Origin of the sequence: Pseudomonas furukawaii (assembly GCF_002355475.1) — a bacterium.
In the GTDB taxonomy this organism is placed as follows: domain Bacteria; phylum Pseudomonadota; class Gammaproteobacteria; order Pseudomonadales; family Pseudomonadaceae; genus Metapseudomonas; species Metapseudomonas furukawaii.
The window spans coordinates 4,980,979-5,007,772 of the sequence record NZ_AP014862.1 but is presented as its reverse complement, the minus strand read 5'-3'; the positions used below and the strand labels follow the sequence as shown (position 1 = coordinate 5,007,772).

The window sequence follows — 26,794 nt, the reverse complement described above, 5'->3', positions numbered from 1 at the left end:
CTGGTGTGCCCGCTTGCCGGGCTGGCATTTGTTCAACCGCTTCGTGTCGTGTTCTCGGTCACGCCGTTCAACCCCAGCGGGTCGTCGCGCAGGTCGCTGATGAATACGCGCCAGGGGGCGTGGCTGATCGCCAGGGCCGGCCTGGCCTGCACGGCCGCCGCCCGGGGAGTTGCGCCATGGCCCTTGCGCGGTCGCCTGGGCGAAAGGGGGGCGAGGTTCATGGAAAGGCCTCCGCGGCATCGGGAGAGGGGGGCCAGTCGGCGAGCAACCGGCGTTGCTGGCGCTGCGCCTCATCAAGCGAAACCGGATGCAAGCGTACCCGGCTACCCGGCAGGCACTGGGCCAGGCGCGCCACAGACAGCGGCGTCAGGGCACCCAGCCGTGGGTAGCCGCCGATGGTCTGCCGATCATTCAGCAGGACGATCGGCTGGCCATCGCTGGGGACCTGGATGGCGCCCAGGGGAACGCCCTCGGACACCATCGCCTGGCGCGGTCCGGTGAGCACCGGACCTGTCAGGCGGATCCCCATGCGGTCGGCACGCGGGTCCACCTGCCACTCCTGGTTGAAGGCGTCGAACAGGCTCTGGCCGCTGAAGTCGCCGATCTGGGCACCGAGCACCACGTCCAGGCGCAATGTCCCGTCGAACGGGGGAATCCGTGCAGGGTCCACCACGCGCGGACCGGGTGACCCACCTCGCCAGTGCAGGGCGTCCCCGGGCGCCAGGGGGCGGCCGTCGCCCCGCAGGCCGCCGAGGCGCTCGCGGCCCACGGTGGCGCAGCTGCCGAGAACCCTTTCGGCGATGAAGCCGCCGGGCGCCGCCAGGTAGGCCCGAACCCCCTTGCGCGGCTGGGTGAAGCACAGGCGCTGACCCTTGGCGATACGAAAGCTCCGCCAGGGTTCCAGGGGCTCGCCATCGAGGCTGGCGCCCAGATCCGCGCCGGCCAGTGCCAGGCAGGCATCCTGGCTGGCCAGCAGTTCGAAGTTACCCAGCACGATCTCGATCACCGGCGCTGCCCGTTCATTGCCCAGCAGCCAGTTGGCCCAATGGTGCGAATACCAGTCGGCGCTGCCGCCCTGGGTCACGCCGAGATGGCGAACACCGGAACGGCCGCCGTCCTGAAGCGTGGCGAGGGCACCACAACGTTCTATCAACAGGCTCATGGGGTGACCTCGAAAGGGCTGTCGTTGCCGCCAAGGCGAATGAACTCGTCCCGCTCGACCGGGACGAAGCGCACCCGGTCACCAGGACGCAGGAGGCTGTAGCCCTCCAGATTGCGATCGAACAGCGTGGCCGGGCTGCGTCCTATCAGGTTCCAGCCGCCGGGAGACTCCACCGGGTAGATGGCGGTCTGGCGGTCGGCGATGCCCAGGCTTCCGGGGGCTACGCGCTGGCGGGGGGTGCCCAGGCGTGGGCTGGCCAGGCACTCGTCGACCAGGCCCATGAAGGCGAAGCCCGGGGCGAACCCCAGGGCGAATACCGGGTAGCTGCGGGCGCTGTGGCGGGCGATCACGCCACTGATCCCCAACCCGCTGCGTTCCGCGAGCTCCGTCAGTTCAGGGCCGACGCTGGGGTGATACCAGACCGGGACCTGCAGCTCGCGCCCCGCCGCCTCGGACGCTGGGCGCAAGTCCTCGAAGGCCTGGGCAATGCACTCGCGGGCCTGCCGGTCATCCAGTTGCAGAAGGTCGTACTGCAGCAGCAGGGTGGTGTAGGAGGGCACCAGGTCCACCAGGGCAGCGCCGAAGCTCTCGCGCAGACGCTCGGTCGCCGCCAGCAGCCAGGGCATGTTGCATTCATCGATGCGCTCGAACAGCCGCAGGATCAGGCTGTCGATACCGACCACCTCGACACGCGGCCTCATTCCGCCAGGCTCCGCAGTGCCTCGCGGATGCGCCGTACGGCGGCGACGGAGCCGGCATTGTCACCATGCACGCAGAGGGTGTCGGCGTGCAGGTACAGGGCACTGCCATCGCTGGCGCGCAACGCCTCGCCGCGCGCCAGGGCCAGCGCCTGGGCCACCACGGTGTCGGCGTCCTCGTGCACCGCGCCCGGCTGGCTGCGGGGCAGCAGCAGGCCGTCGGCGTCGTAGGCACGGTCGGCGAAGGCTTCCAGCCACAGCAGCAGGCCCATTTCCTCCGCCATGGCCTGCGCCGCCTGGTTGTCGCGGGTGGCCATCAGCATCAGCGGCAGGCTGGCGTCGTAACGGGCGACGGCGCGCATCACCGCACGCAGCTTGGCCGGCTCGCGCATCATGTCGTTGTACAGCGCGCCATGGGGTTTGACGTAGCTGACCCGGGTGCCCTGGGCGCGGCAGATGCCGTCCAGTGCGCCGATCTGATAGAGCAGCATGGTTTCTATCTCGTCCGGGCTGCAGGCCATCGAGCGGCGGCCGAATCCGGCGAGATCGGGGTAGGCGGGGTGGGCACCGATGCGTACGCCGTGCTCGATGGCCAGCGCTACGGTGCGGTGCATGGTGAGTGGTTCCGAGGCGTGGAAGCCGCAGGCGATGTTGGCGCAGTCGATATGGGGCATCACCTCGGCGTCCAGGCCCATGGTCCAGGCGCCGTAGCTTTCGCCGATATCACAGTTCAGGAGTAGGCGGCTCATCGGGTTCCTCTGATTGTCTTCGCTTGGCCCGAGGTATCGGGTGGGAATCTCGTTGGTATTACGATGATAAAACATCAATAAAATATCAACGTATTTTTATTGTTGCCCTGTCGACCGGCTTCCGTCGCGACGCCGGCTTTGCTGTATGCTTGCCAACCCCATTTCCACTCGCGGCCCCGGTGGCCGTCCGCAGTCATGGATCGCAAGATGGTTGACGCCAAACCCCCCCGTTCCCCGCGTTCGCCCATCGTGGCCTCGGCCCACCTGGCCGAGCAGTCCGAGGAACTTTCCGAGCTCGAATTCGCCATCATCATTTCCAGCAACGCCTTCCTGCGCTGGATGGGGCGCTGCATGCGCGCCGCCGGCGAGGTGGAGATGAACGCCCTGGATGTGATGGTGCTGCACAGCCTGACCAGCCGCGACCGCGCCAAGCGCCAGGCGGACATCTGCCTGCTGCTGAACATCGAGGACACCCACACGGTGACCTATGCGCTGAAGAAGCTGGCCAAACTGGAACTGGTGGAAGGCGAGAAGCAGGGCAAGGAGATGTTCTACCGCACCACCGAGAAAGGCCGCGCCCTGTGCCAGGAGTACGCCGACATTCGCCGCGAATGCCTGATCGCCTCGTTCGAGAACCTCAATATCGATCCCGAGGAAATCCATCGCCTGGCCGGCATGCTCAGAGCCATGTCCGGCCTCTACGACCAGGCCGCCCGCGCCGCCACTTCGCTTTGACTCAAGCGCGGCGTCCGCCGATCACGGCACGCCGCCACGCCGGAATCCCCATGCGCATCGATCCACGCCCCTTACCTGAAAAGCTGCCCGACCTGGGCGACCTGCCGCCCCTGCTGACCCGCCTCTACGCCGCCCGTGGCGTGCAGTCGGCGGATGAACTGGACAAGAGCCTGGCGCGGTTGATCCCCTACCAGCGCCTCAAGGGCATCGACGCCGCCGTCGACCTGCTGGTGGACGCCCTGGCGCAGCGCCAGCGCATCCTCTATGTGGGCGACTTCGACGCCGACGGCGCGACCGCCAGCTGTGTCGGCGTCCTGGGCCTGCGCATGCTCGGCGCCTTCCATGTGGATTACCTGGTGCCCAACCGCTTCGAGTACGGCTACGGCCTGACCCCGGAGATCGTCGCCGTGGCCCTCAAGCGTCATCCCGACCTGCTGGTGACCGTGGACAACGGCATCTCCAGCGTCGAGGGCGTGGCCGCCGCCAAGGCCGCCGGTCTCAAGGTGCTGGTCACCGACCACCACCTGCCGGGGCCGGAATTGCCGGCGGCGGACGCCATCGTCAACCCCAACCAGCCGGGCTGCGACTTTCCCAGCAAGTCCCTGGCCGGCGTGGGCGTGATCTTCTACGTGCTGCTGGCCTTGCGCGCACGCCTCCGGGAGAACGGCTGGTTCGCCCGTGCCGGGATCAGGGAGCCCAACCTCGGCGAACTGCTCGACCTGGTGGCCCTGGGCAGCGTCGCCGACGTGGTGCCCCTGGACGCCAACAACCGCATCCTGGTCCACCAGGGGCTGGCGCGGATCCGCGCCGGTCGCGCGCGACCCGGCCTCAAGGCCATTCTCGAAGTGGCCGGTCGCCAGGCGTCGCGCATCACCTCCACCGACCTCGGCTTCATCCTCGGCCCGCGCCTGAACGCCGCCGGTCGCCTGGACGACATGAGCCTGGGCATCGAATGCCTGCTCTGCGAGGACGAGGCGCTGGCCCGTGACATGGCGGCCCAGCTGGACGCGCTCAACCAGGACCGCAAGGCCATCGAACAGGGCATGCAGCGCGAGGCGCTGGCCCAGTTGAAGAACCTGCCCATCGAGGACATGCCCTTCGGCCTCTGCCTGTTCGAGCCGGAGTGGCACCAGGGGGTGATCGGCATCCTCGCTTCGCGCCTGAAGGAGCGCTACCACCGCCCGACCATCGCCTTCGCCGATGCCGGCGATGGCCTGCTCAAGGGTTCCGCGCGTTCGGTTCCCGGCTTCCATATCCGCGATGCCCTGGATGCCGTGGCCGCGCGTCATCCGGGCCTGATCACCAAGTTCGGCGGCCACGCCATGGCCGCCGGCCTGTCCCTGCCGGTGGAGCACTTCGGTGCCTTCGCTGCCGCCTTCGACGCCGAGACCCGACGCCAGTTGTGCGAGGAGGACCTCACCGGGCGCCTGCTGTCCGACGGCCAGCTGGGCATCGAGGAATTCCACCTGGAGCTGGCCCGCGCCCTGCGCCTGGCCGGGCCCTGGGGCCAGCACTTCCCGGAGCCGCTGTTCCACGGCGTGTTCCAGATCGTCCAGCAGCGCCTGGTGGGCGAGCGCCACCTCAAGCTGGTGCTGAAGAGCGAATGCGGTGCGCTGCAACTGGACGGCATCGCCTTCAACATCGATCGCGAGCAGTGGCCCAACCCCACGGTGCGCTGGGCCGAGCTGGCCTACAAACTGGACGTCAACGAATACCGCGGCCAGGAAAGCGTGCAACTCATGGTGGCCCATATCGCCCCGCGCTGATGGCGCCCTCGGCACCCGCTTCCAGGGTGCCGTCGCCGCTCGCCAACGCATTACGTCACGCGCTCCGCGCAGTCTCTCCATCCGGGTCTACGCTGATCCGGTCCCCGCGTTCCAAAAAAAATCTGCCGGCTGTCGATTCCGCCCCTGCCGCGTCGACCACTTGTCATAGCCAGCCGGCAAGGGCCGCGGGCCAATCAAAAGGAGAAGGACAATGCGCTTCATGGTGATCGTCAAAGCCACCCCGGAATCGGAAGCCGGCATCATGCCCAGCACCGAACTGCTCACGGCCATGGGCCAGTACAACGAGGAGTTGATGAAGGCCGGCGTCCTGCTGGCGGGCGAGGGGCTGCACCCCAGCTCGAAGGGCGCCCGCGTGCGCTTCAGCGGCAAGGACCGCAGCGTCATTGACGGCCCCTTCGCCGAGACCAAGGAGCTGATCGCCGGTTTCTGGCTGTTCCAGGTGGAGTCCCTCGAAGCCTGCATCGAGTGGGTCAAGCGCTGCCCCAACCCCATGCTGTCCGATTCCGAGATCGAGATCCGGCAGGTCTTCGAGGCCGAGGATTTCGGTGAGGCCTTCACCCCTGAGCTGCGTGAGCAGGAGCAGCGGATCTTCGAAAAATCCCGCCAGTCATGAGGACCTGACCATGTTGATCAATCCCTACCTGACCTTCGACGGCCAATGCGGTCCGGCCTTCCAGTTCTACGCCAAGGTGCTGAATGGCAACCTGGAAGCCCTGTTCACCTTCGCCGAGAGCCCCGCCGAGGGCGATGTACCCGAGGAGTTCCGCGACAAGATCATGCATGCCCGCCTGGCGGTGGGCGACCAGGTGCTCATGGGCTCCGACTGCCCGCCCCAGGTGCCTTACAGAGGCATCAGCGGCGTCAGCATCTCCATCAATGTGGATCGCATCGCCGAAGCCGAGCGCGTGTTCAACGCCCTGGCCGATGGCGGCCAGGTGCAGATGCCGCTGGCGCAGACCTTCTGGGCCGCCCGCTTCGGCCTGCTGGTGGATCGATTCGGGGTGTCCTGGATGGTCAATTGCGAGAAGGACGCCTGAGCCCGACACCTGCGGCGTGGCGATTCGCTTCGCCGCAGGGTTCTCGCGCCAATCTCGTCCTAAGCTTCTGGAGTCGAACGACGGACGGCTCCCATGAACCCGATCCAATGGCTGCGCGGCTACTTCGGTCCCTTTCACTACCAGCGTGACTGGCTGCGCAGCGACCTGGCCGCCGGCCTTTCGGTGGCCGCGGTGCAGATCCCCACGGCCATCGCCTATGCCCAGATCATCGGGTTCCCCGCCCAGGTGGGGCTCTATGCCTGCATCCTGCCGATGCTGGTCTATGCGCTGGTCGGAGGCTCGCGGCAATTGATGGTGGGCCCCGATGCCGCCACCGCCGCCATGGTCGCCGCCGCCATCACGCCACTGGCCGCCGGCGACCCGCAACGGCTGGTGCACCTGTCGATGATCGTCGCGGTGATGGTGGGCCTGTTGTCGGTCGTGGCCGGACTCATTCGGGCGGGCTTCATCGCCAGCTTTCTTTCGCGGCCGATCCTGGTGGGCTACCTCAACGGCATCGGCCTCAGCCTGCTGGCGGGCCAGTTGGGCAAGCTGCTGGGCTACCAGAGCGAAACCAGTGGCTTCGTCGCCGGGCTCCTGGCGATGATCCGCAACCTCGCCAGCACCCACTTGCCCACCCTGGCCCTGGGGGCGTCCACCCTGCTGCTGATGATCCTCCTGCCCCGGCGCTGGCCGCGCCTGCCGGTGGCCCTGGTGGGCCTGGTGCTGGCCTCGGTGGCCGTGGTGGTGCTGGACCTGGAGCGGTACGGGGTGGACCTGCTGGGCGCGGTGCCGGCCGGGTTGCCTGAGCTGAGCTGGCCGCGCACCAGCTACCCGGAGCTCCTCGGCCTGCTGCGGGACGCCACCGGTATCACCATCGTCAGCTTCTGCAGCGCCATGCTCACCGCCCGCAGCTTCGCCGCCCGCCACGGCTACGCCATCGACGCCAACCGCGAGTTCATCGCGCTGGGCCTGGCCAACGTCGGTGCCGGGGTCTCCCAGTCCTTCGTCATCAGCGGCGCCGACTCGCGCACCGCAGTGAACGACCTGGTGGGGGGCAAGACGCAACTGGTCAGCGTGGTGGTGGCCCTGGTGATCGTCGCGGTGCTGGTCTTCCTCCACGATGCCCTGGGCTGGGTGCCCATCGCCGCCCTCGGGGCGGTGCTGATGCTGGCGGGCTGGGGGCTGATCGACTTCCGCGCGCTGAAGGGTTTCTGGCGGCTCAGCCGCTTCGAGACCGGGCTTTGCCTGATGACCACCATCGGCGTGCTGGGTGTCGGCGTGCTGCCCGGCATCCTGGTGGCGGTGGGCCTGGCCCTGCTGCGGCTGCTCTTTCTCACCTATCGGCCCAGGGACGCGGTGCTGGGGTGGGTGGACGGCGTGGACGGCCAGGTGGAGCTGGGACGTTATCCACAGGCCGCCACCTTGCCGGGGCTGCTGATCTACCGCTTCGACGCGCCGCTACTGTTCTTCAACGCCGACTACTTCAAGCAGCGTCTGTTGCGCCTGGTGGAGGACAGCGAGGCGCCCCGGGCGGTGCTGCTCAACGCCGAAACCATGATCAACCTGGACCTCACCGGCCTCGCCACCCTCAAGGAAGTGCAGCAGACCCTGGCGGCGAAGGGCGTCTTCTTCGCCTTCTCCCGCTTGCAGGGCCCCGCCTGGGAGTTGCTGCAACGCTCCGGCGAGCTGGGGGAGCTGAAGCCGCCCCTGGTATTCAGCTCGGTACGGGCCGGCATCAACGCCTACCAGCGCTGGCAGGCGAAGCAGGCGGCCAGCCCCTTGCGGGAGGGCGAGCCGGTCGCGTAAACAGGGACGCAACCCATAACCCGACACAAGGAACGACCATGGATCCCTTCATGCAAGCCGCTATCGAGGAAGCCCGCCTGGGACTGGCCGAGGGCGGCATCCCCATCGGTTCGGTGATCGTCCACAAGGGGCGGATCATCGGCCGGGGACACAACCGCCGGGTCCAGGAGGGCAGCGCCATCAAGCATGGCGAGATGGACGCCTTCGAGAACGCCGGTCGCCAGCCCGCCAGCGTCTACCGCGAGGCGGTGCTCTACACCACGCTGTCCCCCTGCGCCATGTGCAGCGGCGCCATCCTGCTCTACGGGATCCCGAAGGTGGTGATCGGCGAGAACCGCACCTTCCTGGGCGAGGAGGCGCTGTTGCGCTCCCGGGGCGTGGAGCTGGAGGTGCGGGACGACGCCGAGTGCGTGCGCCTGATGGAGGACTTCATCGCCGCCCGGCCGGAGCTGTGGAACGAAGACATCGGCGAGTGAGCCATCGCCGGGCGGGATGGCCGGCTCGGTCTATGCTCAGCGGTGTGCTCGGGGCGGCCGTTGGAAGGCGCGTTCCCGGGCCCTGTCCTGAGTCGATCCGGCTCGATCGTCGACGGTTTCCAGGAGATTCCGATGACTCTCTTCTTCCTTCCGGAGTGTTCCCTGCCCCTGTGCGAGACCCCATCCACGGGCCTGGCATTCCGGCCATGGCCGGTGACGCGGATACCCCTGGCCGAGGCCCCGACCGAATCCTGAGCGCCAGGTCCGTCCGCCCATGCCCGCCCTCCGTGCGCCCCTGGCGCTGGTCCTGGCCGGAACCCTCTGGCTGGCTGGCTGCACCCGGGTCGGCCCTGACTTCCAGTCGCCCCGCGAGCCCTGGGTGGAGCACTGGAACAGCCCGGCGCTCGAGCAGATCAGCCGCCACCGGCCGCAGCCGGATTTCCTCCAGTGGTGGCGGGTGTTCGAGGACCCGACCCTCGACGCCCTGATCGCCGAGGCGGATGCCTACAATCCCGGCCTGGAGATCGCCGGCCTGCGCGTGATGGAGGCCCGCGCGCAACTGGGCATCGCCCTGAGCGGCCGCTACCCGCAGTTCCAGCAGGCCAGCGCCGACGCGCTCTACCTGGATCGCCACCAGTCCGGCGGCCGCAATCCCCGGGACAGCCATTCCTGGCAATACAGCACCGGCTTCGACATCGCCTGGGAGCTGGACTTCTGGGGACGCTTCAGCCGTGCCATCGAGTCCGCCGACGCGGCCTACTTCGCCGCCCAGGCCAATTACGAGGACGCCCTGGTGCTGCTGCGCGCCCAGGTGGCGGATACCTATTTCATCCTGCGGACCTTCGAGGCCCGCCTGCGCATCGCTCAGGAGAACGCCGCTCGGCAGAAGCGCAGCTTCGAGATCACCGAGCGCCTGTTCCGCAGCGGCGACAGCGCCGAACTGGACTTCCAGCAGGCCAAGGCCCAGTACCTGGCGACCCTGGGCACCATCCCGGACCTGGAAGGCCAGGTCATGCGTACCCGCAACGCCCTTGCCGTGCTGATCGGCCGGCCGCCGGGGCCCCTGTCCGAACTGCGGGAGCGGGAAGGGCTCATCCCGTTGCCCGACCGCGCGGTCCTGCAGGAGGTGCCGGCCAACCTGTTGCTGCGCCGGCCGGACGTGCGCGCCGCCGAACTGGCGGTCGCCGCCCAGTCGGCCCTGATCGGCGTCGCCGAGGCGGATCTCTATCCCTCCGTGACCTTGCTGGGCAGCATCGTCTGGAGCGCAACGACCCTGGACGGTGCGCCCGACAACCTGGACCTGGTCGCCGGCCCCGGCCTGGCCTGGAACCTGTTCGACCATGGGCGGATCAGGAACCAGGTTCGGGTGCAGGACGCCCGCCTGCAGCAGTTGATCGAGGCCTACCGCGACCGGGTGCGCCAGGCCGCGCGCGAGGCCGATGACGCCGCCACCGGGCTGGCCAAGGCGCTGGAAAGCGAGCGTATCCGTCGTGAGAGTACCCGGGCCGCCTTGCGCTCCCTGGACCTGGCCAATGCGCAGTACCGCGAGGGCTTCGCCGATTTCCAGCGGGTCCTGGATGCCCAGCGTGAACTCTTCCAGCAGCAGGACAGCTACCTGCTCAGCCGCAGCGATGCCGTGAGCAACCTGATCGGCCTCTACAAGGCCCTTGGCGGCGGCTGGTACCGGGATGGGCCCCTGATCGACGAGGGTACCCGTGAGCGGATGAAGCGACGTACCGACTGGGATGACCTGCTGGACGAGCCACCCGCCCCGGCCCGACCGGACGCCGACAGCGAACAAGGTGAACGAGAATGAGCGAACAGCCCCAGACCCGGGAGCAAGAGTCGACCCGGCCCGAAGCGCCCCCCGCGCCCGATGCGGCGGCGAAGGGTACCCGATGGGTGGCGCTGGTCATCGTCGTGACGCTGGTCTGGTACCTCCTGGCGGATCGCTTCACCCCTTACACCCAGCAGGCGCGGGTGCAGGCCTTCGTGGTGCCGGTGGCGGCCGAGGTGGCGGGGCGCGTCACCCGCGTGCATGTACGTGACAACCAGGATGTGAAGGTCGGTGAGACCCTCTTCGAGCTGGACCCGGAGCAGTACCGGATCGCCGTCGACCGCGCCCGCGCCGATCTCGAAACCGTGCGTCGGCAGGTCGGCGCCAGTACCGCCGCCATCGATTCGGCGCTGGCGTCCTTGCGCGCGGCCCAGGCGAACGAGCTGAAGGCCCGGCAGGACAGCGATCGCCTGGAGCGGCTCTACCGGGAAGACCCGGGCACCCTTTCCGTGCGGCGTCTGGAGGTCGCCCGGGCCACCCTGGAGCAATCCATCAGCCAGGTGTCAGCGGCGCGGGCCGAGGTGCAGCGGGCACGTGAACAGCAGGGCGGCAGCGAGGAGGAGAACGCCCAGCTGCGCAGCGCCGCCACCGCGCTGGAGAAGGCCCGGCTGGATCTGGCCAACACCCAGGTACGAGCCCGTTCCGCCGGGCTGATCACCGACCTGCGCACGGACGTCGGCCAGTTCGTCGGCGCGGGCAGCCCGGTCATGACCCTGATCGCCATCCACGACCTCTGGCTGAGCGCCGAGATGACCGAGAACAACCTGGGCCACGTCCGGGTCGGCACACCCGTGGCCATCGTGCTCGATGCCTTGCCGGGCCGGGTATTCGAGGGCCGGGTACGCAGCGTCGGCCATGGCGTCAGCGTGGGCCAGCCGCCGGCACCGGGCACGCTGCCGACGGTGGAGAACAGCCGCGACTGGTTGCGCCCGGCCCAGCGCTTCCCGGTCATCGTCGAGTTTTCAGCCGGCGAACTGGAGCACCTGCAAGGCCTTCGGGTCGGTGGCCAGGCGGAAGTCATGGCGTTTCCCGTCGAGGGCAACCCGCTCAATCCCCTGGGCCGTCTGTTCATCTGGCTGATGAGCTGGCTGTCCTATGCCTACTGAACGGGACCTGCGTGGGCGGCGGGCGCTGCGCCTGGCCAGCGGCGTCGCCTTGTGCCTCGCGGTCAGCTTCGGGCTCGCCTTGCCGATTCCCTTCCTGTCGCCGATCTTCGTCGTCCTGTTGCTGGCCACCAGCAATCGCGCGCTGCCCCTGAAGGCCGCCCCGGCGCTGGCGCTGGTCGTCATGCTCACCACCGGCATCGGACTGCTGATTATCCCGTTGCTGCGCCATGCCCCCGCCAGCGGGGTGTTGCTGGTGGGGCTCTGCCTGTTCCTCTGTTTCCGCTATGGATTGAGCGGGGGCAATCCCCTGGTGGCGCAGTTCCTGGTGGTGGGGCTGACCATGATCTCGGCGGCCGGCACCTTCGACTTCGGCCTGGCGGTCATGGTCATCGAGGCCCTGGCCAAGGGCATCGTCCTCGCCGTGGTGGTGGCCCTGGCCTGCCACGGGTTGTTCCCGGAGCCCGCCGGCGCCCGGGAGGTGCCGCGCCGCCCCGCGCCGGATGCCACCGAAACCGCCTGGATCGCACTGCGGGCGGCCCTGGTGGTGCTGCCGGCCTTTCTCCTGGCGTTGATCGATCCGTCCAGCTACATGCCGCTGATCATGAAGGCGGTCAGCCTTGGACAGCAGGTCTGTGGTGCTTCCGCCCGCACCGCAGGCCGCGAGCTGCTGGGTTCGACCCTGCTCGGCGGCCTGCTCGCCCTGCTGTTCTGGAGCGCCTTGAGCCTGTTCCCGCACCTGTGGATGTTCTTCCTCTGGATGCTCCTGTTCGGCCTGCTGCTGGCACGCAGGCTCTACGCCCTGGCGGTGACCCGGCAGACACCGGGATTCTGGGTGAACAGCCTGGTGACCCTGATCATCCTGCTGGGCCAGTCGGTGCAGGACAGCGAGGCCGGCCAGGACGTCCACACCGCCTTCGCGGTGCGCATGGGGCTGTTCATCGCGGTCACCCTGTACGCCTGCGCGGCGGTCTACCTGATCGACCGTCGGCGATTCCTGCGGCAACGCCGCCACGTTCCCTGAGAGGTCGCGCCATGTTGCTCAATCTGCTGGTGGGCATCCCCGTGATGGTGTTGTGCCTGGTGATGCAGGCGCTGTTCGTCGCCTTCAGCCTGCGGCCCTATGTCCGCTACGTGCGGGGTGGAAGGATTCCAGCCAGTCCCTGGCGCCTCACCCTGCTGCTTTCGGCCGTGATGCTGGTGATGCTGCTGGGCAATTTCGTCCAGATGGCAATCTGGGGATTGCTGTTCCGGGGGCTGGGGGAGTTCGACAGCTTCGCCACGGCGCTCTATCACTCCGGGGTCAACTTCGCCACCCTGGGCTACGGCGACATCGTCATGACCGAGCGATGGCGGCTACTGGGGCCGCTGGAAGCCGCCAACGGCATCCTGATGTTCGGGGTTTCCACGGCGGTGATGACGGCGACGCTGACGGACATCATCAAGCACCATTTCGACAGGGGCCGGCCGGACTAGCGCGCGACTAGACTGAAACTGTCCGTTCCCATGCGGCGACTCCGGGAGGTGCAGCATGGCGATTCGCGAGGGCTTCATCGGCAGCATCGGCAACACGCCCCTGCTGCGTCTCATCGGGCTCAGCGCCGAAACCGGTTGCGACATCCTGGCCAAGGCCGAATTTCTCAATCCCGGCGGTTCGGTGAAGGACCGCGCCGCGCGCTCCATTATCGACGACGCCGAGCGCCAGGGCCTGCTGCTGCCGGGCGGCACCCTGGTGGAGGGCACCGCCGGCAACACCGGCATCGGCCTGGCGCATATCTGCGCGGTGCGGGGCTATCGCTGCATCATCGTGATCCCGGACAACCAGTCCCCGGAGAAGCTCGACCTGTTGCGCACCCTGGGCGCCGAGGTGCGCCCGGTGCCGCCCAGGCCCTACAAGGACCCGGACAACTACCAGAAGATCGCCTGCCGCCTGGCCGCCGAGATTCCCGGCGCCGTCTGGGCCAACCAGTTCGACAACACCGCCAATCGCCAGGCCCACTACGAGACCACCGGCCCGGAAATCTGGGCCGACACCGAGGGTCGCCTGGACGCCTTCGTCTGCGCCACCGGCACGGGGGGAACCCTGGCCGGGGTCGCGCGTTTCCTCAAGTCGCATGATCCCCGCGTACGCATCGTCCTCGCCGACCCCATGGGCAGCGCGCTCTACAACTGGGTGAAGCGTGGTGAGCTGGTGGCCGAGGGCAGCTCCATCACCGAAGGCATCGGCACGACCCGGGTCACCGCCAACCTCGAAGGCACCCCCATCGACGACGCCGTGCAGGTGGACGACCCGGCCTGCGTGGCCATGGTCTATCGGCTGCTGCGGGAGGAGGGGCTGTTCGTCGGCGGCTCCTCGGGCATCAACCTCGTCGCCGCCGTGCAGGTGGCTCGCCAGCTGGGCCCGGGTCATCGGGTCGTGACCCTGCTCTGCGACCGGGGCGGGCTCTATGCCGGGCGGCTGTTCAACCCGGCGTGGCTGGCGGAGAAGGGATTGGCCGGAGCGGCCGGGCTTGATGGGTAAGGTTCGACCACGAGGGTTGCGGCCCCCCTGCGAGTCGCAGGGGGAGCGCCACCGGGCACTCGGCTCAGGCGGCCTGGGGGTCGAACTGCAGCAGCAGCGACCAGGGCGCGTTGCAGTTTCCAACGAAGATCGGATGCAGCAGGCAGCAGTGGGTGCCGGGGCCTGGGAAGCGCAGCGGCTTGCCGTCGCGGATGGCATTGCGCGCATCATTGGGCAGTTCGCTGGCGAGGGTGCCTAGACGCTGGCCGTCCGGGTGGGTGACGAAGTGGCTGGCGTTGGACAGCAGCGCGTAGTGGCCGTTGCCGAAGGGCTTGAGCTGGCTCAGTCGCTCCTGCAGCTGTTGCAGGCTGTAGTCGGCGCCGAGGATGCCAAGGAAGCGCCCGCCGGCCAGCATCGGCGTCATGAAGGAGGTCATCAGCACACTATTGCCGGCCACCCGGTATTCGTAGGGCTCCATGAACAGGTCGCGGCCCTTGCGTCGGGGCAGTTCGTACCAGTCGCCGTCGTAGCCCACCAGACATTCGCGTTGGATGCTGCCGGCGCCACGGTTCCAGTAGGCCATGATGCGGCCGGTGTGGTCGAAACCTGGCTGGTTGGCAAACTCCGCGTCGCGCCCGTCCAGGGCATTGGGTTCACCGGCGCAGGCGAAGGCCAGCAGGTCGGGGTTCTGCGCCAGGAAATGCTGCATCACCGCATCGATCTGCTCGCGCTGTGGGCCGAAGCCCTGGGCGTGCAGGCCGAGGATGAAGTGCTTGAGGCCGTAGAGGGCGGTGGCCATCACGGTGAATTGGTTCTGCAGTTGCTGCGCCTCGCGGGCCAGCATGACTTCGGCGGTCTCCGCCTTAGCCGCGCTCTCCGCCCGCTGCACTTCGCTCAGGGCCTTTTCGCTCTCTTGGCGAATGGTGGCGACCATATTGCCGATATCGGCGGTGGCGTTTGCCGACTGAGTGGCGAGGCGCCGCACCTCGTCCGCGACCACCGCGAAACCGCGACCGAGTTCGCCGGCGCGGGCGGCCTCGATGGCGGCGTTGAGGGCCACCAGGTTGGTGTTGCGGGCGATCTGGCGAATCACGTCGGAGACCTTGCTGATCTCGGTCCAGCGGTTGTTCAGGCCGTCGATCAGCAGTTTGACCTGGTCCAGGGTTGAGTTGCCTTGGGTGCCTCCATCCGGACCGGGCGCCTGGGGCTGTCGGGGAATGCTGTGCATGGTGGTTACCGAAAAGGGGTGGGGCAGGAGGGCGCCGCAAGTGGCGACGCACAAGCCACGCCCGGCTGTGGGGGGCCGGGGTGGAGGAAAGGCCGGAGCCCAGGGGGCACTGGAGAAGGGCTTACCAGCCGAGCTGCTTGTTGAAGCCGAGGGCGTCGTAATAGTCGCCCTGGTAGGTGATCTTGCCGTTTTTCACGCGCACGAAGCTCACGCCTTCGAACTTCAGCGGCTTGTTGGTGGCCGGGGTTTCGGCGCTCCAGGCGCCGCTGTTGTTGCCGGCAAATTCCCATTGGAAGGCGATACCGTCAGTGCTGACGATAGGCTCGCTGGTCATCTTCCAGGTCAGGTCCGGAACGGCGCCGATGAAGACCTTGATCACATTGTCGCGGGCGGCCGTGCGGCCCTCTTGCGGAGTGCCGACGGTAGCGTCGAAGTACACCGCGTCCTCGGCCAGAAAGCTGGCGGCCTTGTCGACGTCATGGGCGTTCCAGGCGGCCATGTAGCCATCGACTATGGCCTTGGCGTCGTCGGCCGCCTGGGCCATCCCGGCCATGGCGAAAAGCAGGATGAAGCTGAGGTTACGCACTGTATTACGCATTTTTCGTTCTCCTGGTCGGGTGATTCCGGTGATGCGGGCCGGGCCTGTGGGAGCGACTCCAGGTTCCCGGGGGCTTTCAGCCCTTCTCGCGAATGAGCTCGTTCACAACTGCCGTCGGGCACTGCATCAATGCTTGAACATGACGTGGCGAATGGCGGTGTAGTCCTCCAGCCCGTACATGGACATGTCCTTGCCGTAGCCGGAGTGCTTGACGCCGCCGTGGGGCATCTCGCTCACCAGCATGAAGTGAGTATTGACCCAGGTGCAGCCGTACTGCAGGCGGGCGGACAGGCGATGGGCGCGGCCGACGTCCTGGGTCCAGACCGAGGAGGCCAGGCCGTAGTCGGAGTCGTTGGCCCAGTCCAGCACCTGCTCTTCGCTGTCGAAGGCGGTGACCGAGACCACCGGACCGAAGACTTCGCGGCGGACGATCTCGTCGTCCTGGCGAGCGCCCGCCAGCACCGTGGGCTGGAAGAAGAAGCCGGGCCCCGCTACGCGCGCGCCACCGGTGACCACCTGGACGTGGGGCAGGGCGCTGGCGCGCTGGACGAAGCCTTCCACCCTCTCCAGGTGCTGCCGGGTGATCAGCGGACCGAGCTCGGTGGCCGGGTCGTCCTGCAGGCCGGTCTGGATGCTGCCGACGGCCTTGCCCAGCTTGGCGACGAATGTCTCGTAGATGCCTTTCTGCGCGTAGATGCGGCAGGCGGCGGTGCAGTCCTGGCCGGCGTTGTAGAAGCCGAATGTACGGATGCCCTCGACGGCGGCGTCGATGTCGGCGTCGTCGAAGATGATTACCGGGGCCTTGCCGCCCAGTTCCATGTGCATGCGCTTAACGCTGTCGGCGGTGCCGGCGATGATCCGACTGCCGGTGGCCACCGAACCGGTCAGGGAGACCATGCGCACCTTCGGGTGAGTCACCAGCGGTTCGCCGACGCTCGGGCCGCGGCCGACGACCAGGTTCACCACGCCGGCGGGGAATATCTCGGCGATGAGTTCGGCGAGCTTCAGCGCGGTCAAGGGGGTCTGCTCGGAGGGTTTCAGTACCACGGTGTTGCCGGCAGCCAGCGCCGGGCCGAGCTTCCAGGCGGCCATCATCAGCGGGTAGTTCCAGGGTGCGATGGACGCGACCACGCCCACCGGGTCGCGGCGGATCATCGAGGTGTGGCCGGGCAGGTATTCACCTGCGGCGGAGCCGCTCATGCAACGGCTGGCGCCAGCGAAGAAGCGGAACACATCGGCGATGGCCGGCAGCTCGTCGTTGAGGGCTGCGACGAAGGGCTTGCCGCAGTTCTGTGATTCCAGGCGGGCGAGTTCTTCCGCGTGGGCGTCGATCCTGTCTGCGAGCTTGAGCAGCAGGGTGGCGCGCTCCTTCGGCGGGGTCTGAGCCCAGGCCGGGAAGGCGGCGTCGGCGGCGCGTACGGCGGCATCGACCTGGGCCGGACTGGCCTCGGCGATCTCCACCAGGGCAGTGCCAAGGGAGGGGTTGAGCACAGCGAGGCCGGGGCCTTCGCCAGCGACGAGCTGGCCGTTGATCAGGAGTCTGGTTTGCATGGTTCGGTCCTTGTTCGGTCTGGCCCCTCTCCCCCCGGAGTGGTCCGAGGCAGAGGGGTATGTCGTCTTACTTCCCGCTGCCCGCCACGCTCTCGCCACCCTTTGTCAGGTAGTAGGCGGCGAGGATCGGCAGCATGGTCACCAGCATCACCAGCATGGCCACCACGTTGGTCACCGGGACGTCGCGCGGGCGGCTGAGCTGGTTGAGCAGCCAGATCGGCAGGGTGCGCTCGTGGCCGGCGGTGAAGGTGGTGACGATGATCTCGTCGAAGGACAGCGCGAAGGCCAGCATGCCGCCCGCCAGCAGGGCCGAGCCGAGGTTCGGCAGGATGATGTGGCGGAAGGTTTGCCAGCCATCGGCGCCCAGGTCCATCGAGGCTTCGATCAGGCTGTGGGAGGTGCGGCGGAAGCGGGCGATGACGTTGTTGTGGACGATCACCACGCAGAATGTGGCATGGCCGATGACGATGGTCAGCAGGCCCGGTTCGATCCCCAGCCCCTTGAACGCCGAGAGCAGCGCGATGCCGGTGATGATGCCGGGCAGGGCGATGGGCAGGATCAACATGAGGGAGATGCCGTCCTTGCCGAAGAAGCTGTGGCGATAGAGCGCGGCTGCGGCCAGGGTGCCCAGCAGCAGTGCGATCAGGGTGGCGATGGAGGCCACCTGCAGCGACAGCTTGATGGCTTCCAGCACGTCGGCGCGGCCGAAGGCGACGCTGAACCAGTGCAGGGTGAAGCCCTGGGGCGGAAAACTGAAGGCGGCGTCCTCGGTGTTGAAGGCGTAGAGGAAGATAATCAGGATCGGGATGTGCAGGAAGGCCAGTCCGGCCCAAGCGGCCGCTTTAAGGCCCCAGGATGCTTTCTCAGAGTGCATCGAATGCCCCCAGTCGTTTGACGATGGACAGGTAGATGGCGATCAGCACGATCGGCACCAGGGTGAAGGCGGCGGCCATGGGCATGTTGCCGATGGCGCCCTGCTGGGCGTAGACCATGCTGCCGACGAAGTAGCCGGGCGGCCCCACCAGTTGCGGCACGATGAAGTCGCCCAGGGTCAGGCTGAAGGTGAAGATCGACCCGGCGGCGATCCCTGGCACCGACAGCGGCAGGATCACCTGCAGGAAGGTCTGGCGCGGGTGCGCTCCCAGGTCCGCCGAGGCTTGCAGCAGAGACGGCGGAAGGCGTTCCAGGGAGGCCTGGATCGGCAGGATCATGAACGGCAGCCAGATGTAGACGAACACCAGGAAGCGCCCGAAGTGGGACGTGGACAGGGTGCTGCCGCCTACCCCTGGAATGCCCAGCAGCAGTTCCAGCACGGGCTCCAGGTGCAGGACCTGGACGAACCACATCACAACGCCGCCCTTGGCCAGCAGCAGGGTCCAGGCATAGGCCTTGACGATGTAGCTGGCCCACATGGGCATCATCACGGCGATGTAGAAGAACGCCTTGGTCTTGCCCGTGGTGTAGCGCGCCATGTAGTAGGCGATGGGGAAGGCCAGGGCTGCGCTGGCGAGGGACACGGCGATGGCCATGGCCAGGGTGCGCAGGATGATGTCGAAGTTGGCGGGCTGGAGCAGCGCGGCGAAGTTGGCCAGGGTCAGGTCCGTGGACACCGCCATCGTGAAGTCGTCGAAGGTGTAGAAGCCCTGCCACAGCAGCGTCAGCAGCGAGCCCAGGTAGATGGCTCCGAACCACAGTAGCGGCGGCACCAGTAGCAGGGAGAGGTACAGGGTGGGACGGCGGTAGAGCAGATTGGACAACCTGCGCATGGGGTCGGCCGCGGTCCGGGCCCGTTCGGCGTTGAGGGTAAGCTCCATGTCACGCGCCCTCGTTCAGCTGGACCATGGCGTCGCGGGCCCAGCGGGCAGTGACCACATGGCCTTGCTGGTGCAGTGGGGTGGCGTCCTGCCACTGGTCGTTGGCCAGGTTGACGCAAAGGTTCTGGCCGTTGTCCAGACGGATCTCGTAGCGCGTGGCGGCCCCCTGGTACTGGATGTCGTGGAGCAGGCCGCTGATCTCCACTTCGTGGCCACCGCACACGCCCTGGGCGAAGCGGATGTGTTCCGGGCGGATGGAGAAGGGGCGCTCGCTACCGCTGAGCTGGCGCGCCAGGTCGCCCTTGAGAACGTTGGAGGTGCCGACGAACTCGGCGACGAAGGTAGTGGCCGGCTTCATGTAGAGGTTGCGCGGGCTGTCCACCTGTTCGATGCGGCCCTTGTTGAACACCGCCACGCGGTCGGACATGGACAACGCTTCGCCCTGGTCGTGGGTGACGAAGATGAAGGTGATGCCCAGCTGGCGTTGCAGCTTCTTCAGCTCGCCCTGCATCTGCTCCCGCAGTTTGAGGTCCAGCGCGCCCAGGGGTTCGTCCAGCAGCAGCACGCGCGGACGGTTCACCAGAGCGCGGGCCAGAGCCACGCGCTGGCGCTGGCCACCGGAGAGCTGCGCCGGTTTGCGCTCGCCGTAGCCGGCCAGGGCGACCATGCCCAGCGCCTCTTCGGCCCGGGCGAGGCGCTCGGACTTGCCGACGCCCTTCACCTTGAGGCCGTAGGCGACGTTGTCGCGGACGTTCATGTGGGGGAACAGGGCGTAGTCCTGGAACACGGTGTTCACGTCCCGCTCGTAGGGCGGCAGCCCGGCGGCTTCCTCGCCATGGATGCGGATCGAGCCTGCGGTGGGTTGCTCGAAGCCGGCGATCAGCCGCAGGCAGGTGGTCTTGCCCGAGCCGGAGGGGCCCAGCATGGAAAAGAACTCCCCGTCCTCGATCTCGATGGAGACCCGGTCGACGGCCTTGACCTCGCCGAACTGGCGGGAGACCTGGGTGAACTGAACTGCGGGAGTGGTCATGGTGCGTGCTCCAAGGGGCCGGCGCAGAGGTGCCGTGCCCGTGAATCTGAGATACGAGTGAATCGGCGCAGGGAGGGAAAAGTCGTTCGGGGGGGGCGTCGCGAGCAGGCCCTCAGCCGCGTCCGGCCAGCGCGCAGGCACTGCCCGGGCGCGGATCAGGGCCGCGCAGCCACGACCTGAAGACTTTTAGCGGCCGCCCATGATCGCGATGTAATCCTGGGTCCACCGACTGTAGGGCACGAACTTGCCGCCCTCGGCCTGCGGGGTCTTCCAGAAGGCGATCTTGTCGAACTGGTCGAAGCCATTGGTGGCGCAGCCTTCGGCGCCCAGCAGGGCACTTGCCTTGCAGCCTTCCGGCGCGGCCGGGAGGGAGCCGAACCAGGCGGCGACGTCGCCCTGGACCTTGGGCTCCAGGGACCAGTTCATCCACTTGTAGGCACAGTTGGGGTGCTTGGCCTCGGCATGCAGCATGGTGGTGTCGGCCCAGCCGGTGACGCCTTCCTTCGGCACCACGGTGGCCACGGGCTGGCCCTCGGCCTTGAGGGTGTTGGCCATGTAACCCCAGGTGCTGGCGGCGGCCACGCCTTCGTTCTTGAAGTCGCTCATCTGCACGGTCGCGTCGTGCCAGTAGCGGTGGACCAGGCTGTGCTGTTTGCGCAGCAGGTCGAGCACGGCGGCGTACTGCTCCTCGTTCAACTGGTAAGGATCCTGGATGCCCAGTTCCGGCTTGGTGGACTTCAGGTAGAGGGCGGCGTCGGCGATGTAGATGGGGCCGTCGTAGGCCTGGATACGCCCCTTGTTGGCCTTGCCGTCGGCCAGTTCGGTCGGCTCGAACACGGCGCTCCAGCTGTCCGGTGCCGAGGCGAAGAGCTTGGTGTTGTACATCAGCAGGTTCGGGCCCCACTGGTAGGGCGTGCCGTACTGCTGGCCATTGACGGTGAACCAGGGGGCGTCCTTCAGGCGCGGGTCGAGGTTCTTCAGGTTGGGAATGAGTTCCGGGTTGATGGGCTGGACGCGCTTGCCGTAGATCAGCCGCAGGGAGGCGTCGCCGGAGGCGGTGACCAGGTCGTAGCCGCCCTTGGCCATGAGGCTGACCATCTCGTCGGAGGTGGCGGCGGTCTTCACGTTGACCTTGCAGCCGGTGTCCTTCTCGAACGCGGTGACCCAGTCGTAGTTCTTGTCTGTCTCGCCCCGCTCGATGTAGCCGGGCCAGGCGATGATATCCACCTGTCCTTCACCCTCGCCCAGCTGTTTCAGGGCTTCGGCGGCCTGCAGGCTGCCGCTGGCGAGGATGGTGGTGACCACTGCGCTCAGCAGGGCGGTTTTGCGCACTGACATGTTGTTCCCTCTTTTTCGTTATTGGTCGTGGCAGTTGAACGTCGTTTCGCCGGTCTTCCGACCTTTCTTGTTTTAGAAGTCCTGACCGTGGCGGGCCATGATGTGGCGTACCACGCTGTAGTCCTGCAGCGAGTCGCTGGACAGGTCCTTGCCATAACCGGAGCGTTTGAGGCCGCCATGGGGCATCTCGCTCGCGAGCATGAAGTGGGTGTTGATCCAGGTGCAGCCGTACTGCAGCCGCGCGGCGACCTGCATGGCCTTGTCCAGGTCACGGGTCCACACCGAAGAGGCCAGGCCGTACTCGGAATCGTTGGCCCAGTCCACGGCCTGGGCCAGGTCGCCGAAGCGGGTCACGGTGACCACCGGCCCGAAGACCTCGCGCTGGACGATTTCGTCCTGCTGCTTGCAGCCGGCCAGCAGGGTTGGTTGGTAGTAGAAGCCGGCGCCGGAATGCACGGCCGCTCCGGTAACGCGCTCGATGTGGGGCTGGCCCAGTGCCCGCTCGACGAAGCTGGCCACGCGGTCGCGCTGACGGGCGCTGATCAGAGGACCAATCTCATTGTCCTGATCGCGCTTGCGGGCGAACCGCAGGCTGGCCACCGCCTCGCCCAGCTCGCTCACCAGGCGGTCGTGGATGCCGGCCTGGGCGTAGATGCGGCAGGCGGCGGTGCAGTCCTGGCCGGCGTTGTAGTAGCCGTGGGTGCGCACGCCCTGGATCACGGCGTCAAGGTCGGCGTCATTGCAGACGATCACCGGCGCCTTGCCGCCCAGTTCCAGGTGGGTTCGCTTGAGGGTGCGGGCGGCGCTCTGGAGGATTTTCTGGCCGGTGACGATGTCGCCGGTGAGGGACACCATGCGTACCTTGGGATGGCCCACCAACTGACTGCCGACACTGTCGCCGGCGCCGCAGAGGATGTTGATCACTCCCGGCGGGAGGATCTCCGCCAAGGCCGGCGCCAGCGCCAGGATCGATAGCGGCGTGTGTTCGGAGGGTTTGAATATCAGGGTGTTGCCGGCGGCCAGGGCCGGGGCGATCTTCCAGGCCGCCATCATCAGCGGGTAGTTCCATGGCGCGATGGAAGCCACCACACCCACCGGGTCGCGCCGCACCAGGCTGGTGTGGCCGGGCACGTACTCGCCGGCCAGTTGGCCCTGCTGGCAGCGCACCGCGCCAGCGAAGAAGCGAAACACGTCGGCGGTGGCGGGGATGTCGTCCTGGAGCGCCAGGTGCAGCGGCTTCCCGCAGTTCAGGGCTTCCAGGCGGGAGAGTAGGGCGGCGTGCCTTTCTACGGCGTCGGCGATGGCCAGGAGCGCGGTGGAGCGCTGGGCCGGGGTGGTGCGCGACCAGCCGGCGAAGGCGCGATGGGCTGCGGCGACTGCGGCTTCTACCTGATCGATGGAGGCTTCGGCGATGGTCACCAGCGTTTCCCCGCTGGCGGGGTTGATGATGGTTTCCGCCAAGCCTTCACCGACGACCAGACGGCCGTCGATCAGCAAATCCGTTTGCAGGGTGGGGAGGATGGCGGCGTCGCTCATCTTGTGGGTTCTTCTTTTCCCGTTGTCTTGTTCTGCGGTCATTCCGGGGCTCCTGTCGGGGGCCGGCATGCCTCTGTTTATGGGAACCAGAGACTAGAGGCCGTGCCTTGGGTCGACAAATTCTAAATACTGAAAGCTGCGTTCGATTAAATCGAAGGCTTGCGGTTGTTCGGTTGCTCCCGGGCCACCGTGAGGAAAGGGTCCACCAGGGCCGGGCGCGCCGTGCCGCGGCGCCAGGCCAGACCGACGTCCAGAGGTTCGCCGAGGTCCACCAGGGGGCGTGCTTCGATGATGTCGCCCTCCAGGGACCAGGGGCGGTAGGTCATGTCCGGCTGGATCGACAGGCCCAGGCCGGCCGCCACCAGGCTGCGCACAGCTTCCACCGAGGCGGTGCGCAAGGTCACCTGGGGCGTCATGCCGGCCCGGGACCAGATGCGCTGGGTGTGCAGCCCCATTTCGTCGGTATTGAGCTGGATCAGCGGTTCCCGTGCGATGTCCGCCAGGCTGATGCCGTCCCGTTCCAGCAGTGGGTGCTGGGCGGGTAGCCAGAGACGGTGGGGGGAGTGGGTCAGCACCTCGGTCTGCAGGGCGTGACGGTCTTCCAGGTTGGAGAGGATCAGCACGCCTACGTCGATCTCGCCACTCACCAGCAGGTGTTCGATATAGGGGCGTTCATCCTCCACCACTCGGGTCTTCACGTTGGGGTAGGCGCGCTGGAAGCGGGTGATGAGGTCGGCCAGGTAGTAGCCGGCCACCAGGCTGGTGACGCCTATGATGAGGCTGCCGGCCACCTGGTCGGTGCTCTGCTGCAGGCTTCGCTTGGCATTCTCCACCGTCGCCAGGATCAGGTGCGCCTGGCGCAGGAACTGGTGGCCCTGGTGAGTCAGGGACATGCCCTTGGCGTGGCGGTTGAACAGGCTGACGCCTATCTCTTCCTCCAGTTGCTGGATGGCCAGGGTCAGGGTGGATTGGGAAATGAACACCGCCTGGGCGGCGGCGGAGATGGAGCCGGTTTCGGCCACGGCGATGAAATGACGGATCTGGCGGAGGGTCATCATGGGTGTGGTTCGCGTCTGGATGCTGCCGGTGGATTTGTTTTATCGAAATATAATAGGTCGTTTCGCTTTTTTAGATTGCCAGGGTCAAAGTCCGCCGCTCTGCATGCCCGTGCAATATCTGGAAGCACTCTGCGCACTGCCGGGAGGAATCACCACGGATAGAGTCGGTCGATCATTGGGATCGAATTCACCTGGAGGCTTCCATGAATACCCGCGGACTGCTCGACCAACTGCTCAAATCCGGCCAGGACCTGCTGCAGCAGAAGGCCGGTGGCAAATCCACCGGACACACCGGTGGCCAGTCGGGCGGCAACCTGGGCAGCCTGCTCAGTGGCGCCGGTGGCGGTGCCCTGGCCGCCGGCGCCCTCGGCCTGCTGCTGGGCAACAAGAGCGCGCGCAAGCTGGGCGGCAAGGCCCTGACCTATGGCGGCCTGGCGGCACTCGGTGTGCTGGCCTACAAGGCCTATGGCAACTGGCAGGCGCAGCAGGCTTCGGCGACCGGAGCCGAGCCCCAGACCCTGGACCGTCTGCCCGCGCCCCAGGCGGAGCAGCACAGCCAGGCCATCCTCAAGGCGCTGGTGGCGGCGGCCAAGGCCGATGGCCACGTGGACGCCCGGGAGCGCCAGCTCATCGAGGAAGAGCTGGCCAAGCTGACCCAGGACGCCGAGCTGCGTCGTTGGCTGGATGCGGAACTGAACAAGCCGCTCGACCCCGCCGATGTGGCCCGTGCCGCCCGGACGCCGGAAATGGCCGCCGAGATGTACCTCGCCAGTGTGCTGATGGTGGACGAGGAACACTTCATGGAGCGCGCCTACCTGGAGGAACTGGCTCGCCAGCTACGCCTGGACCCGGGCCTCAAGGCCGAGCTGGAGCGCCAGGTTCGCCAGGAACTGGCCTGAGTGACCGGCTGGCGTGGGGCGTTCGGCTCCACGCCAGCCTCTTTCGTATTCCTTCCTGCATTCCCCGCACTTTCTGCCAAACTCCTAAACGCCCGCGACGTCGGCTTTCTGACGACGTAAAGGTGCGTCCGCCTGACGCTTGCGGGCTATTGGCCATATCACTAGAGTCGCCGCCATCGGCCGCCGGCCGCCATGAAATCGTGGGGAAGGAAGAGAGTGAAGAACTGGACTGTTCGCTTGCGTATCCAGGCAAGTTTCGCGGTGATCATCGCCATCATGCTGTCGATGGCGGCCATGTCCTACATCCAGCTGCTGACCATCGAGCGCGAGGGTGAGCGCGTCCTCGCCGACTCGGTCCCCGGCATCTACTACATCAGCAAGATCCGCAGCGGCTGGACCGACAACCTGCTACGCACCCAGGCCCTCCTGCGGACCGAAGGCGGGCAGGGCGTGGGCATCGTCTACCACACCGGCCGCGATGACCTGGAGCAGAGCAACGCCCAGTTGCTGGATCAGTTCAAGTCCTATGGCGACACCATTTCGACCGATGCCGAGCGGGCGGCCTTCGATGCCTTCTTGGTGTTGCACAAGGACTATATGGCGACTCAGGCCCAGATCCTCCGTGAGCTGCAGGATGGCGAGCGGGACAAGGCCGTGGCGAGCTTCGAGGGGGCGTTGGTGACCCGCTGGGGTGAAGGCCGGAAGGTGCTGAACGACCTGATCGAGGGCAACCGCGCCGGCAGTGAAGGCTCGGTGGCTGAGATCATCGCTTCCGTGAGAACCGCCGAGAACAGCATGCTGATCGCCCTGTTGCTGGCCGTGGCGGCGGCCGGAATCTGCGGCCTGCTGCTGCTCAGGTCCATCACCCGCCCGGTGGCGGACGTGGTGGAAACCCTCGGGTCCCTGGCCGGCGGAGACCTCAATACCCGCATGGACCTGCAGCGCAAGGACGAATTCAACGCCATCGAGGTGGGCTTCAACCAGATGGTCGAGGAGCTGAAGAACCTCGTGTCCCAGGCTCAGCGTTCGGCGGTGCAGATGACCACCTCGGTCACCGAGATCGCCGCCACGTCCAGGCAGCAGCAGGCCACCGCCACCGAGACCGCCGCCACCACCACGGAGATCGGCGCCACTTCCCGCGAGATCGCCGCCACGTCCCGGGACCTGGTGCGCACCATGAGCGAGGTGTCCGGTACCGCCGAGCAGACCTCCATCCTCGCCGGCTCCGGCCAGTTGGGGCTGGCGCGCATGGAGGACACCATGCACCAGGTGATGGGCGCCGCCGAGCTGGTGAACGCCAAGCTGGCGATCCTCAACGAGAAGGCCGGCAACATCAACCAGGTGGTCACCACCATCGTCAAGGTGGCCGACCAGACCAACCTCCTGTCCCTCAATGCCGCCATCGAGGCGGAGAAGGCCGGCGAGTATGGCCGTGGCTTCGCGGTGGTCGCCACCGAAGTGCGTCGCCTGGCGGACCAGACCGCCGTGGCCACCTACGACATCGAGCAGATGGTGCGGGAAATCCAGTCCGCCGTTTCCGCCGGCGTGATGGGCATGGACAAGTTCTCCGAGGAGGTGCGCCGGGGCATCGCGGAAGTGGGGCAGGTGGGCGAGCAGTTGTCGCAGATCATCCAGCAGGTCCAGGCCCTCGCGCCACGGGTGCAGATGGTCAACGAGGGCATGCAGGCCCAGGCCACCGGCGCCGAGCAGATCAACCAGGCCCTGGTGCAGCTGGGCGAGGCCACGGGGCAGACCGTGGAGTCCCTGCGCCAGGCCAGCTCCGCCATCGACGACCTCAACCTGGTCGCCAACGGCCTGCGCGCCGGTGTCAGCCGCTTCAAGGTCTGAG

General features: G+C 67.3%; 26 protein-coding genes and 1 pseudogene. 13 read left to right on the top strand and 14 right to left on the bottom strand.

Annotated features, from left to right (window positions below; translation table 11 throughout):
• Nucleotides 1-32: 32 nt before the first annotated feature.
• From KF707C_RS23175 to KF707C_RS23160, 4 genes are read right to left on the bottom strand one after another with little or no spacing between them, the layout of a single operon-like run.
• The gene (locus tag KF707C_RS23175) at nt 33-221 is read right to left on the bottom strand and encodes a hypothetical protein (RefSeq protein ID WP_003451551.1); all 189 of its coding nucleotides are present in this window, start codon (nt 219-221) and stop codon (nt 33-35) included.
• Entirely contained in the window at nt 218-1,162 is a 945-nt protein-coding gene (locus KF707C_RS23170; RefSeq protein WP_003451564.1) for a 5-oxoprolinase subunit C family protein, read from the bottom strand. The genes KF707C_RS23175 and KF707C_RS23170 overlap by 4 nt, the downstream gene beginning before the upstream one ends.
• Nucleotides 1,159-1,863, bottom strand: a complete 705-nt coding sequence (gene pxpB, locus KF707C_RS23165; protein WP_003451568.1) for a 5-oxoprolinase subunit PxpB — start codon at nt 1,861-1,863, stop codon at nt 1,159-1,161. Before pxpB ends, KF707C_RS23170 begins: the two co-directional genes overlap by 4 nt.
• Nucleotides 1,860-2,609, bottom strand: coding sequence for a 5-oxoprolinase subunit PxpA (locus KF707C_RS23160; RefSeq protein WP_003455860.1), 750 nt, complete (start codon nt 2,607-2,609; stop codon nt 1,860-1,862). The genes pxpB and KF707C_RS23160 overlap by 4 nt, the downstream gene beginning before the upstream one ends.
• Before the next feature lie 207 nt (nt 2,610-2,816).
• On the opposite strand from KF707C_RS23160, the gene KF707C_RS23155 reads away from it, so the two are divergent.
• From KF707C_RS23155 to KF707C_RS23105, 11 genes are all read left to right on the top strand, one after another.
• On the top strand, nt 2,817-3,344 hold the full coding sequence (locus KF707C_RS23155) for a winged helix DNA-binding protein (protein WP_003455862.1): 528 nt from the start codon (nt 2,817-2,819) through the stop codon (nt 3,342-3,344).
• A 50-nt stretch (nt 3,345-3,394) separates the two neighbouring features.
• On the top strand, nt 3,395-5,110 hold the full coding sequence (gene recJ, locus KF707C_RS23150) for a single-stranded-DNA-specific exonuclease RecJ (protein WP_003455864.1): 1,716 nt from the start codon (nt 3,395-3,397) through the stop codon (nt 5,108-5,110).
• 211 nt (nt 5,111-5,321) lie between these two features.
• The gene (locus KF707C_RS23145) at nt 5,322-5,744 is read left to right on the top strand and encodes a YciI family protein (RefSeq protein ID WP_003455866.1); all 423 of its coding nucleotides are present in this window, start codon (nt 5,322-5,324) and stop codon (nt 5,742-5,744) included.
• A gap of 10 nt (nt 5,745-5,754) precedes the next feature.
• A complete protein-coding gene (locus KF707C_RS23140) occupies nt 5,755-6,168 on the top strand; it encodes a VOC family protein (RefSeq protein ID WP_003455869.1) in 414 nt (137 codons plus the stop codon).
• A 93-nt stretch (nt 6,169-6,261) separates the two neighbouring features.
• Nucleotides 6,262-7,977 (top strand): SulP family inorganic anion transporter, encoded by a 1,716-nt coding sequence (locus tag KF707C_RS23135; protein WP_003455871.1) that lies wholly within the window; start codon nt 6,262-6,264, stop codon nt 7,975-7,977.
• A 38-nt stretch (nt 7,978-8,015) separates the two neighbouring features.
• A complete protein-coding gene (locus tag KF707C_RS23130; RefSeq protein ID WP_003455874.1) occupies nt 8,016-8,453 on the top strand; it encodes a nucleoside deaminase in 438 nt (145 codons plus the stop codon).
• A gap of 274 nt (nt 8,454-8,727) precedes the next feature.
• Entirely contained in the window at nt 8,728-10,269 is a 1,542-nt protein-coding gene (locus KF707C_RS23125) for an efflux transporter outer membrane subunit (protein WP_003455876.1), read from the top strand.
• Nucleotides 10,266-11,396, top strand: a complete 1,131-nt coding sequence (locus tag KF707C_RS23120) for an HlyD family secretion protein (protein WP_003455877.1) — start codon at nt 10,266-10,268, stop codon at nt 11,394-11,396. Before KF707C_RS23125 ends, KF707C_RS23120 begins: the two co-directional genes overlap by 4 nt.
• A complete protein-coding gene (locus KF707C_RS23115; protein WP_003455878.1) occupies nt 11,386-12,417 on the top strand; it encodes a DUF2955 domain-containing protein in 1,032 nt (343 codons plus the stop codon). Before KF707C_RS23120 ends, KF707C_RS23115 begins: the two co-directional genes overlap by 11 nt.
• A gap of 11 nt (nt 12,418-12,428) precedes the next feature.
• Entirely contained in the window at nt 12,429-12,869 is a 441-nt protein-coding gene (locus KF707C_RS23110; RefSeq protein WP_003455879.1) for a potassium channel family protein, read from the top strand.
• Between the two features lie 55 nt (nt 12,870-12,924).
• Nucleotides 12,925-13,914, top strand: a complete 990-nt coding sequence (locus tag KF707C_RS23105; protein WP_003455880.1) for a cysteine synthase A — start codon at nt 12,925-12,927, stop codon at nt 13,912-13,914.
• A 64-nt stretch (nt 13,915-13,978) separates the two neighbouring features.
• Here the strand turns inward: KF707C_RS23105 and KF707C_RS30190 are convergent, their stop codons facing one another.
• The 10 genes and pseudogenes from KF707C_RS30190 to KF707C_RS23060 form a co-directional block, all read right to left on the bottom strand.
• A complete protein-coding gene (locus KF707C_RS30190; RefSeq protein ID WP_371918824.1) occupies nt 13,979-14,476 on the bottom strand; it encodes a PDC sensor domain-containing protein in 498 nt (165 codons plus the stop codon).
• A 306-nt stretch (nt 14,477-14,782) separates the two neighbouring features.
• Nucleotides 14,783-15,121, bottom strand: a pseudogene (locus KF707C_RS30185) (methyl-accepting chemotaxis protein); the annotation flags it as partial.
• A 121-nt stretch (nt 15,122-15,242) separates the two neighbouring features.
• Nucleotides 15,243-15,719 carry an ester cyclase gene (locus KF707C_RS23095; protein ID WP_003455882.1) on the bottom strand — a complete coding sequence of 159 codons (477 nt, stop codon included), beginning with the start codon at nt 15,717-15,719 and terminating at the stop codon, nt 15,243-15,245.
• Between the two features lie 126 nt (nt 15,720-15,845).
• A complete protein-coding gene (locus tag KF707C_RS23090; RefSeq protein ID WP_003455883.1) occupies nt 15,846-17,270 on the bottom strand; it encodes a gamma-aminobutyraldehyde dehydrogenase in 1,425 nt (474 codons plus the stop codon).
• 67 nt (nt 17,271-17,337) lie between these two features.
• On the bottom strand, nt 17,338-18,144 hold the full coding sequence (locus KF707C_RS23085) for an ABC transporter permease (protein ID WP_003455884.1): 807 nt from the start codon (nt 18,142-18,144) through the stop codon (nt 17,338-17,340).
• On the bottom strand, nt 18,134-19,084 hold the full coding sequence (locus KF707C_RS23080) for an ABC transporter permease (RefSeq protein ID WP_003455885.1): 951 nt from the start codon (nt 19,082-19,084) through the stop codon (nt 18,134-18,136). Before KF707C_RS23080 ends, KF707C_RS23085 begins: the two co-directional genes overlap by 11 nt.
• 1 nt (nt 19,085) lies before the next feature.
• Nucleotides 19,086-20,114, bottom strand: coding sequence for an ABC transporter ATP-binding protein (locus KF707C_RS23075; RefSeq protein ID WP_003455886.1), 1,029 nt, complete (start codon nt 20,112-20,114; stop codon nt 19,086-19,088).
• A 186-nt stretch (nt 20,115-20,300) separates the two neighbouring features.
• The gene (gene ydcS, locus KF707C_RS23070; protein ID WP_096368060.1) at nt 20,301-21,452 is read right to left on the bottom strand and encodes a putative ABC transporter substrate-binding protein YdcS; all 1,152 of its coding nucleotides are present in this window, start codon (nt 21,450-21,452) and stop codon (nt 20,301-20,303) included.
• Between the two features lie 72 nt (nt 21,453-21,524).
• On the bottom strand, nt 21,525-23,030 hold the full coding sequence (locus tag KF707C_RS23065) for a gamma-aminobutyraldehyde dehydrogenase (RefSeq protein WP_003449269.1): 1,506 nt from the start codon (nt 23,028-23,030) through the stop codon (nt 21,525-21,527).
• Nucleotides 23,031-23,134: 104 nt separating this feature from the next.
• Nucleotides 23,135-24,046 carry a LysR family transcriptional regulator gene (locus tag KF707C_RS23060; protein WP_003449268.1) on the bottom strand — a complete coding sequence of 304 codons (912 nt, stop codon included), beginning with the start codon at nt 24,044-24,046 and terminating at the stop codon, nt 23,135-23,137.
• A 203-nt stretch (nt 24,047-24,249) separates the two neighbouring features.
• Here KF707C_RS23060 and KF707C_RS23055 point away from each other — a divergent pair, with 203 nt between their 5' ends.
• Nucleotides 24,250-24,945, top strand: coding sequence for a tellurite resistance TerB family protein (locus KF707C_RS23055; protein WP_003449266.1), 696 nt, complete (start codon nt 24,250-24,252; stop codon nt 24,943-24,945).
• A 216-nt stretch (nt 24,946-25,161) separates the two neighbouring features.
• Complete coding sequence (locus KF707C_RS23050; RefSeq protein ID WP_003449263.1) at nt 25,162-26,793, top strand: methyl-accepting chemotaxis protein; 1,632 nt, start codon at nt 25,162-25,164, stop codon at nt 26,791-26,793.
• Nucleotide 26,794 lies beyond the last annotated feature (1 nt).

Coding starts and splice junctions, on each gene's coding strand:
- KF707C_RS23080 (WP_003455885.1), bottom strand. CDS start 19,084: ATGGAGCTTACCCTCAACGCCGAACGGGCCCGGACCGCGGCCGACCCC.
- KF707C_RS23095 (WP_003455882.1), bottom strand. CDS start 15,719: ATGCGTAATACAGTGCGTAACCTCAGCTTCATCCTGCTTTTCGCCATG.
- KF707C_RS23110 (WP_003455879.1), top strand. CDS start 12,429: ATGTTGCTCAATCTGCTGGTGGGCATCCCCGTGATGGTGTTGTGCCTG.
- KF707C_RS23120 (WP_003455877.1), top strand. CDS start 10,266: ATGAGCGAACAGCCCCAGACCCGGGAGCAAGAGTCGACCCGGCCCGAA.
- KF707C_RS23145 (WP_003455866.1), top strand. CDS start 5,322: ATGCGCTTCATGGTGATCGTCAAAGCCACCCCGGAATCGGAAGCCGGC.
- recJ (WP_003455864.1), top strand. CDS start 3,395: ATGCGCATCGATCCACGCCCCTTACCTGAAAAGCTGCCCGACCTGGGC.
- KF707C_RS23085 (WP_003455884.1), bottom strand. CDS start 18,144: ATGCACTCTGAGAAAGCATCCTGGGGCCTTAAAGCGGCCGCTTGGGCC.
- KF707C_RS23170 (WP_003451564.1), bottom strand. CDS start 1,162: ATGAGCCTGTTGATAGAACGTTGTGGTGCCCTCGCCACGCTTCAGGAC.
- KF707C_RS23055 (WP_003449266.1), top strand. CDS start 24,250: ATGAATACCCGCGGACTGCTCGACCAACTGCTCAAATCCGGCCAGGAC.
- KF707C_RS23105 (WP_003455880.1), top strand. CDS start 12,925: ATGGCGATTCGCGAGGGCTTCATCGGCAGCATCGGCAACACGCCCCTG.
- KF707C_RS23140 (WP_003455869.1), top strand. CDS start 5,755: ATGTTGATCAATCCCTACCTGACCTTCGACGGCCAATGCGGTCCGGCC.
- KF707C_RS23075 (WP_003455886.1), bottom strand. CDS start 20,114: ATGACCACTCCCGCAGTTCAGTTCACCCAGGTCTCCCGCCAGTTCGGC.
- KF707C_RS23130 (WP_003455874.1), top strand. CDS start 8,016: ATGGATCCCTTCATGCAAGCCGCTATCGAGGAAGCCCGCCTGGGACTG.
- KF707C_RS23160 (WP_003455860.1), bottom strand. CDS start 2,609: ATGAGCCGCCTACTCCTGAACTGTGATATCGGCGAAAGCTACGGCGCC.
- KF707C_RS23155 (WP_003455862.1), top strand. CDS start 2,817: ATGGTTGACGCCAAACCCCCCCGTTCCCCGCGTTCGCCCATCGTGGCC.
- KF707C_RS23135 (WP_003455871.1), top strand. CDS start 6,262: ATGAACCCGATCCAATGGCTGCGCGGCTACTTCGGTCCCTTTCACTAC.
- KF707C_RS23060 (WP_003449268.1), bottom strand. CDS start 24,046: ATGATGACCCTCCGCCAGATCCGTCATTTCATCGCCGTGGCCGAAACC.
- KF707C_RS30190 (WP_371918824.1), bottom strand. CDS start 14,476: ATGGCCTACTGGAACCGTGGCGCCGGCAGCATCCAACGCGAATGTCTG.
- ydcS (WP_096368060.1), bottom strand. CDS start 21,452: ATGTCAGTGCGCAAAACCGCCCTGCTGAGCGCAGTGGTCACCACCATC.
- KF707C_RS23065 (WP_003449269.1), bottom strand. CDS start 23,030: ATGACCGCAGAACAAGACAACGGGAAAAGAAGAACCCACAAGATGAGC.
- pxpB (WP_003451568.1), bottom strand. CDS start 1,863: ATGAGGCCGCGTGTCGAGGTGGTCGGTATCGACAGCCTGATCCTGCGG.
- KF707C_RS23115 (WP_003455878.1), top strand. CDS start 11,386: ATGCCTACTGAACGGGACCTGCGTGGGCGGCGGGCGCTGCGCCTGGCC.
- KF707C_RS23090 (WP_003455883.1), bottom strand. CDS start 17,270: ATGCAAACCAGACTCCTGATCAACGGCCAGCTCGTCGCTGGCGAAGGC.
- KF707C_RS23125 (WP_003455876.1), top strand. CDS start 8,728: ATGCCCGCCCTCCGTGCGCCCCTGGCGCTGGTCCTGGCCGGAACCCTC.
- KF707C_RS23175 (WP_003451551.1), bottom strand. CDS start 221: ATGAACCTCGCCCCCCTTTCGCCCAGGCGACCGCGCAAGGGCCATGGC.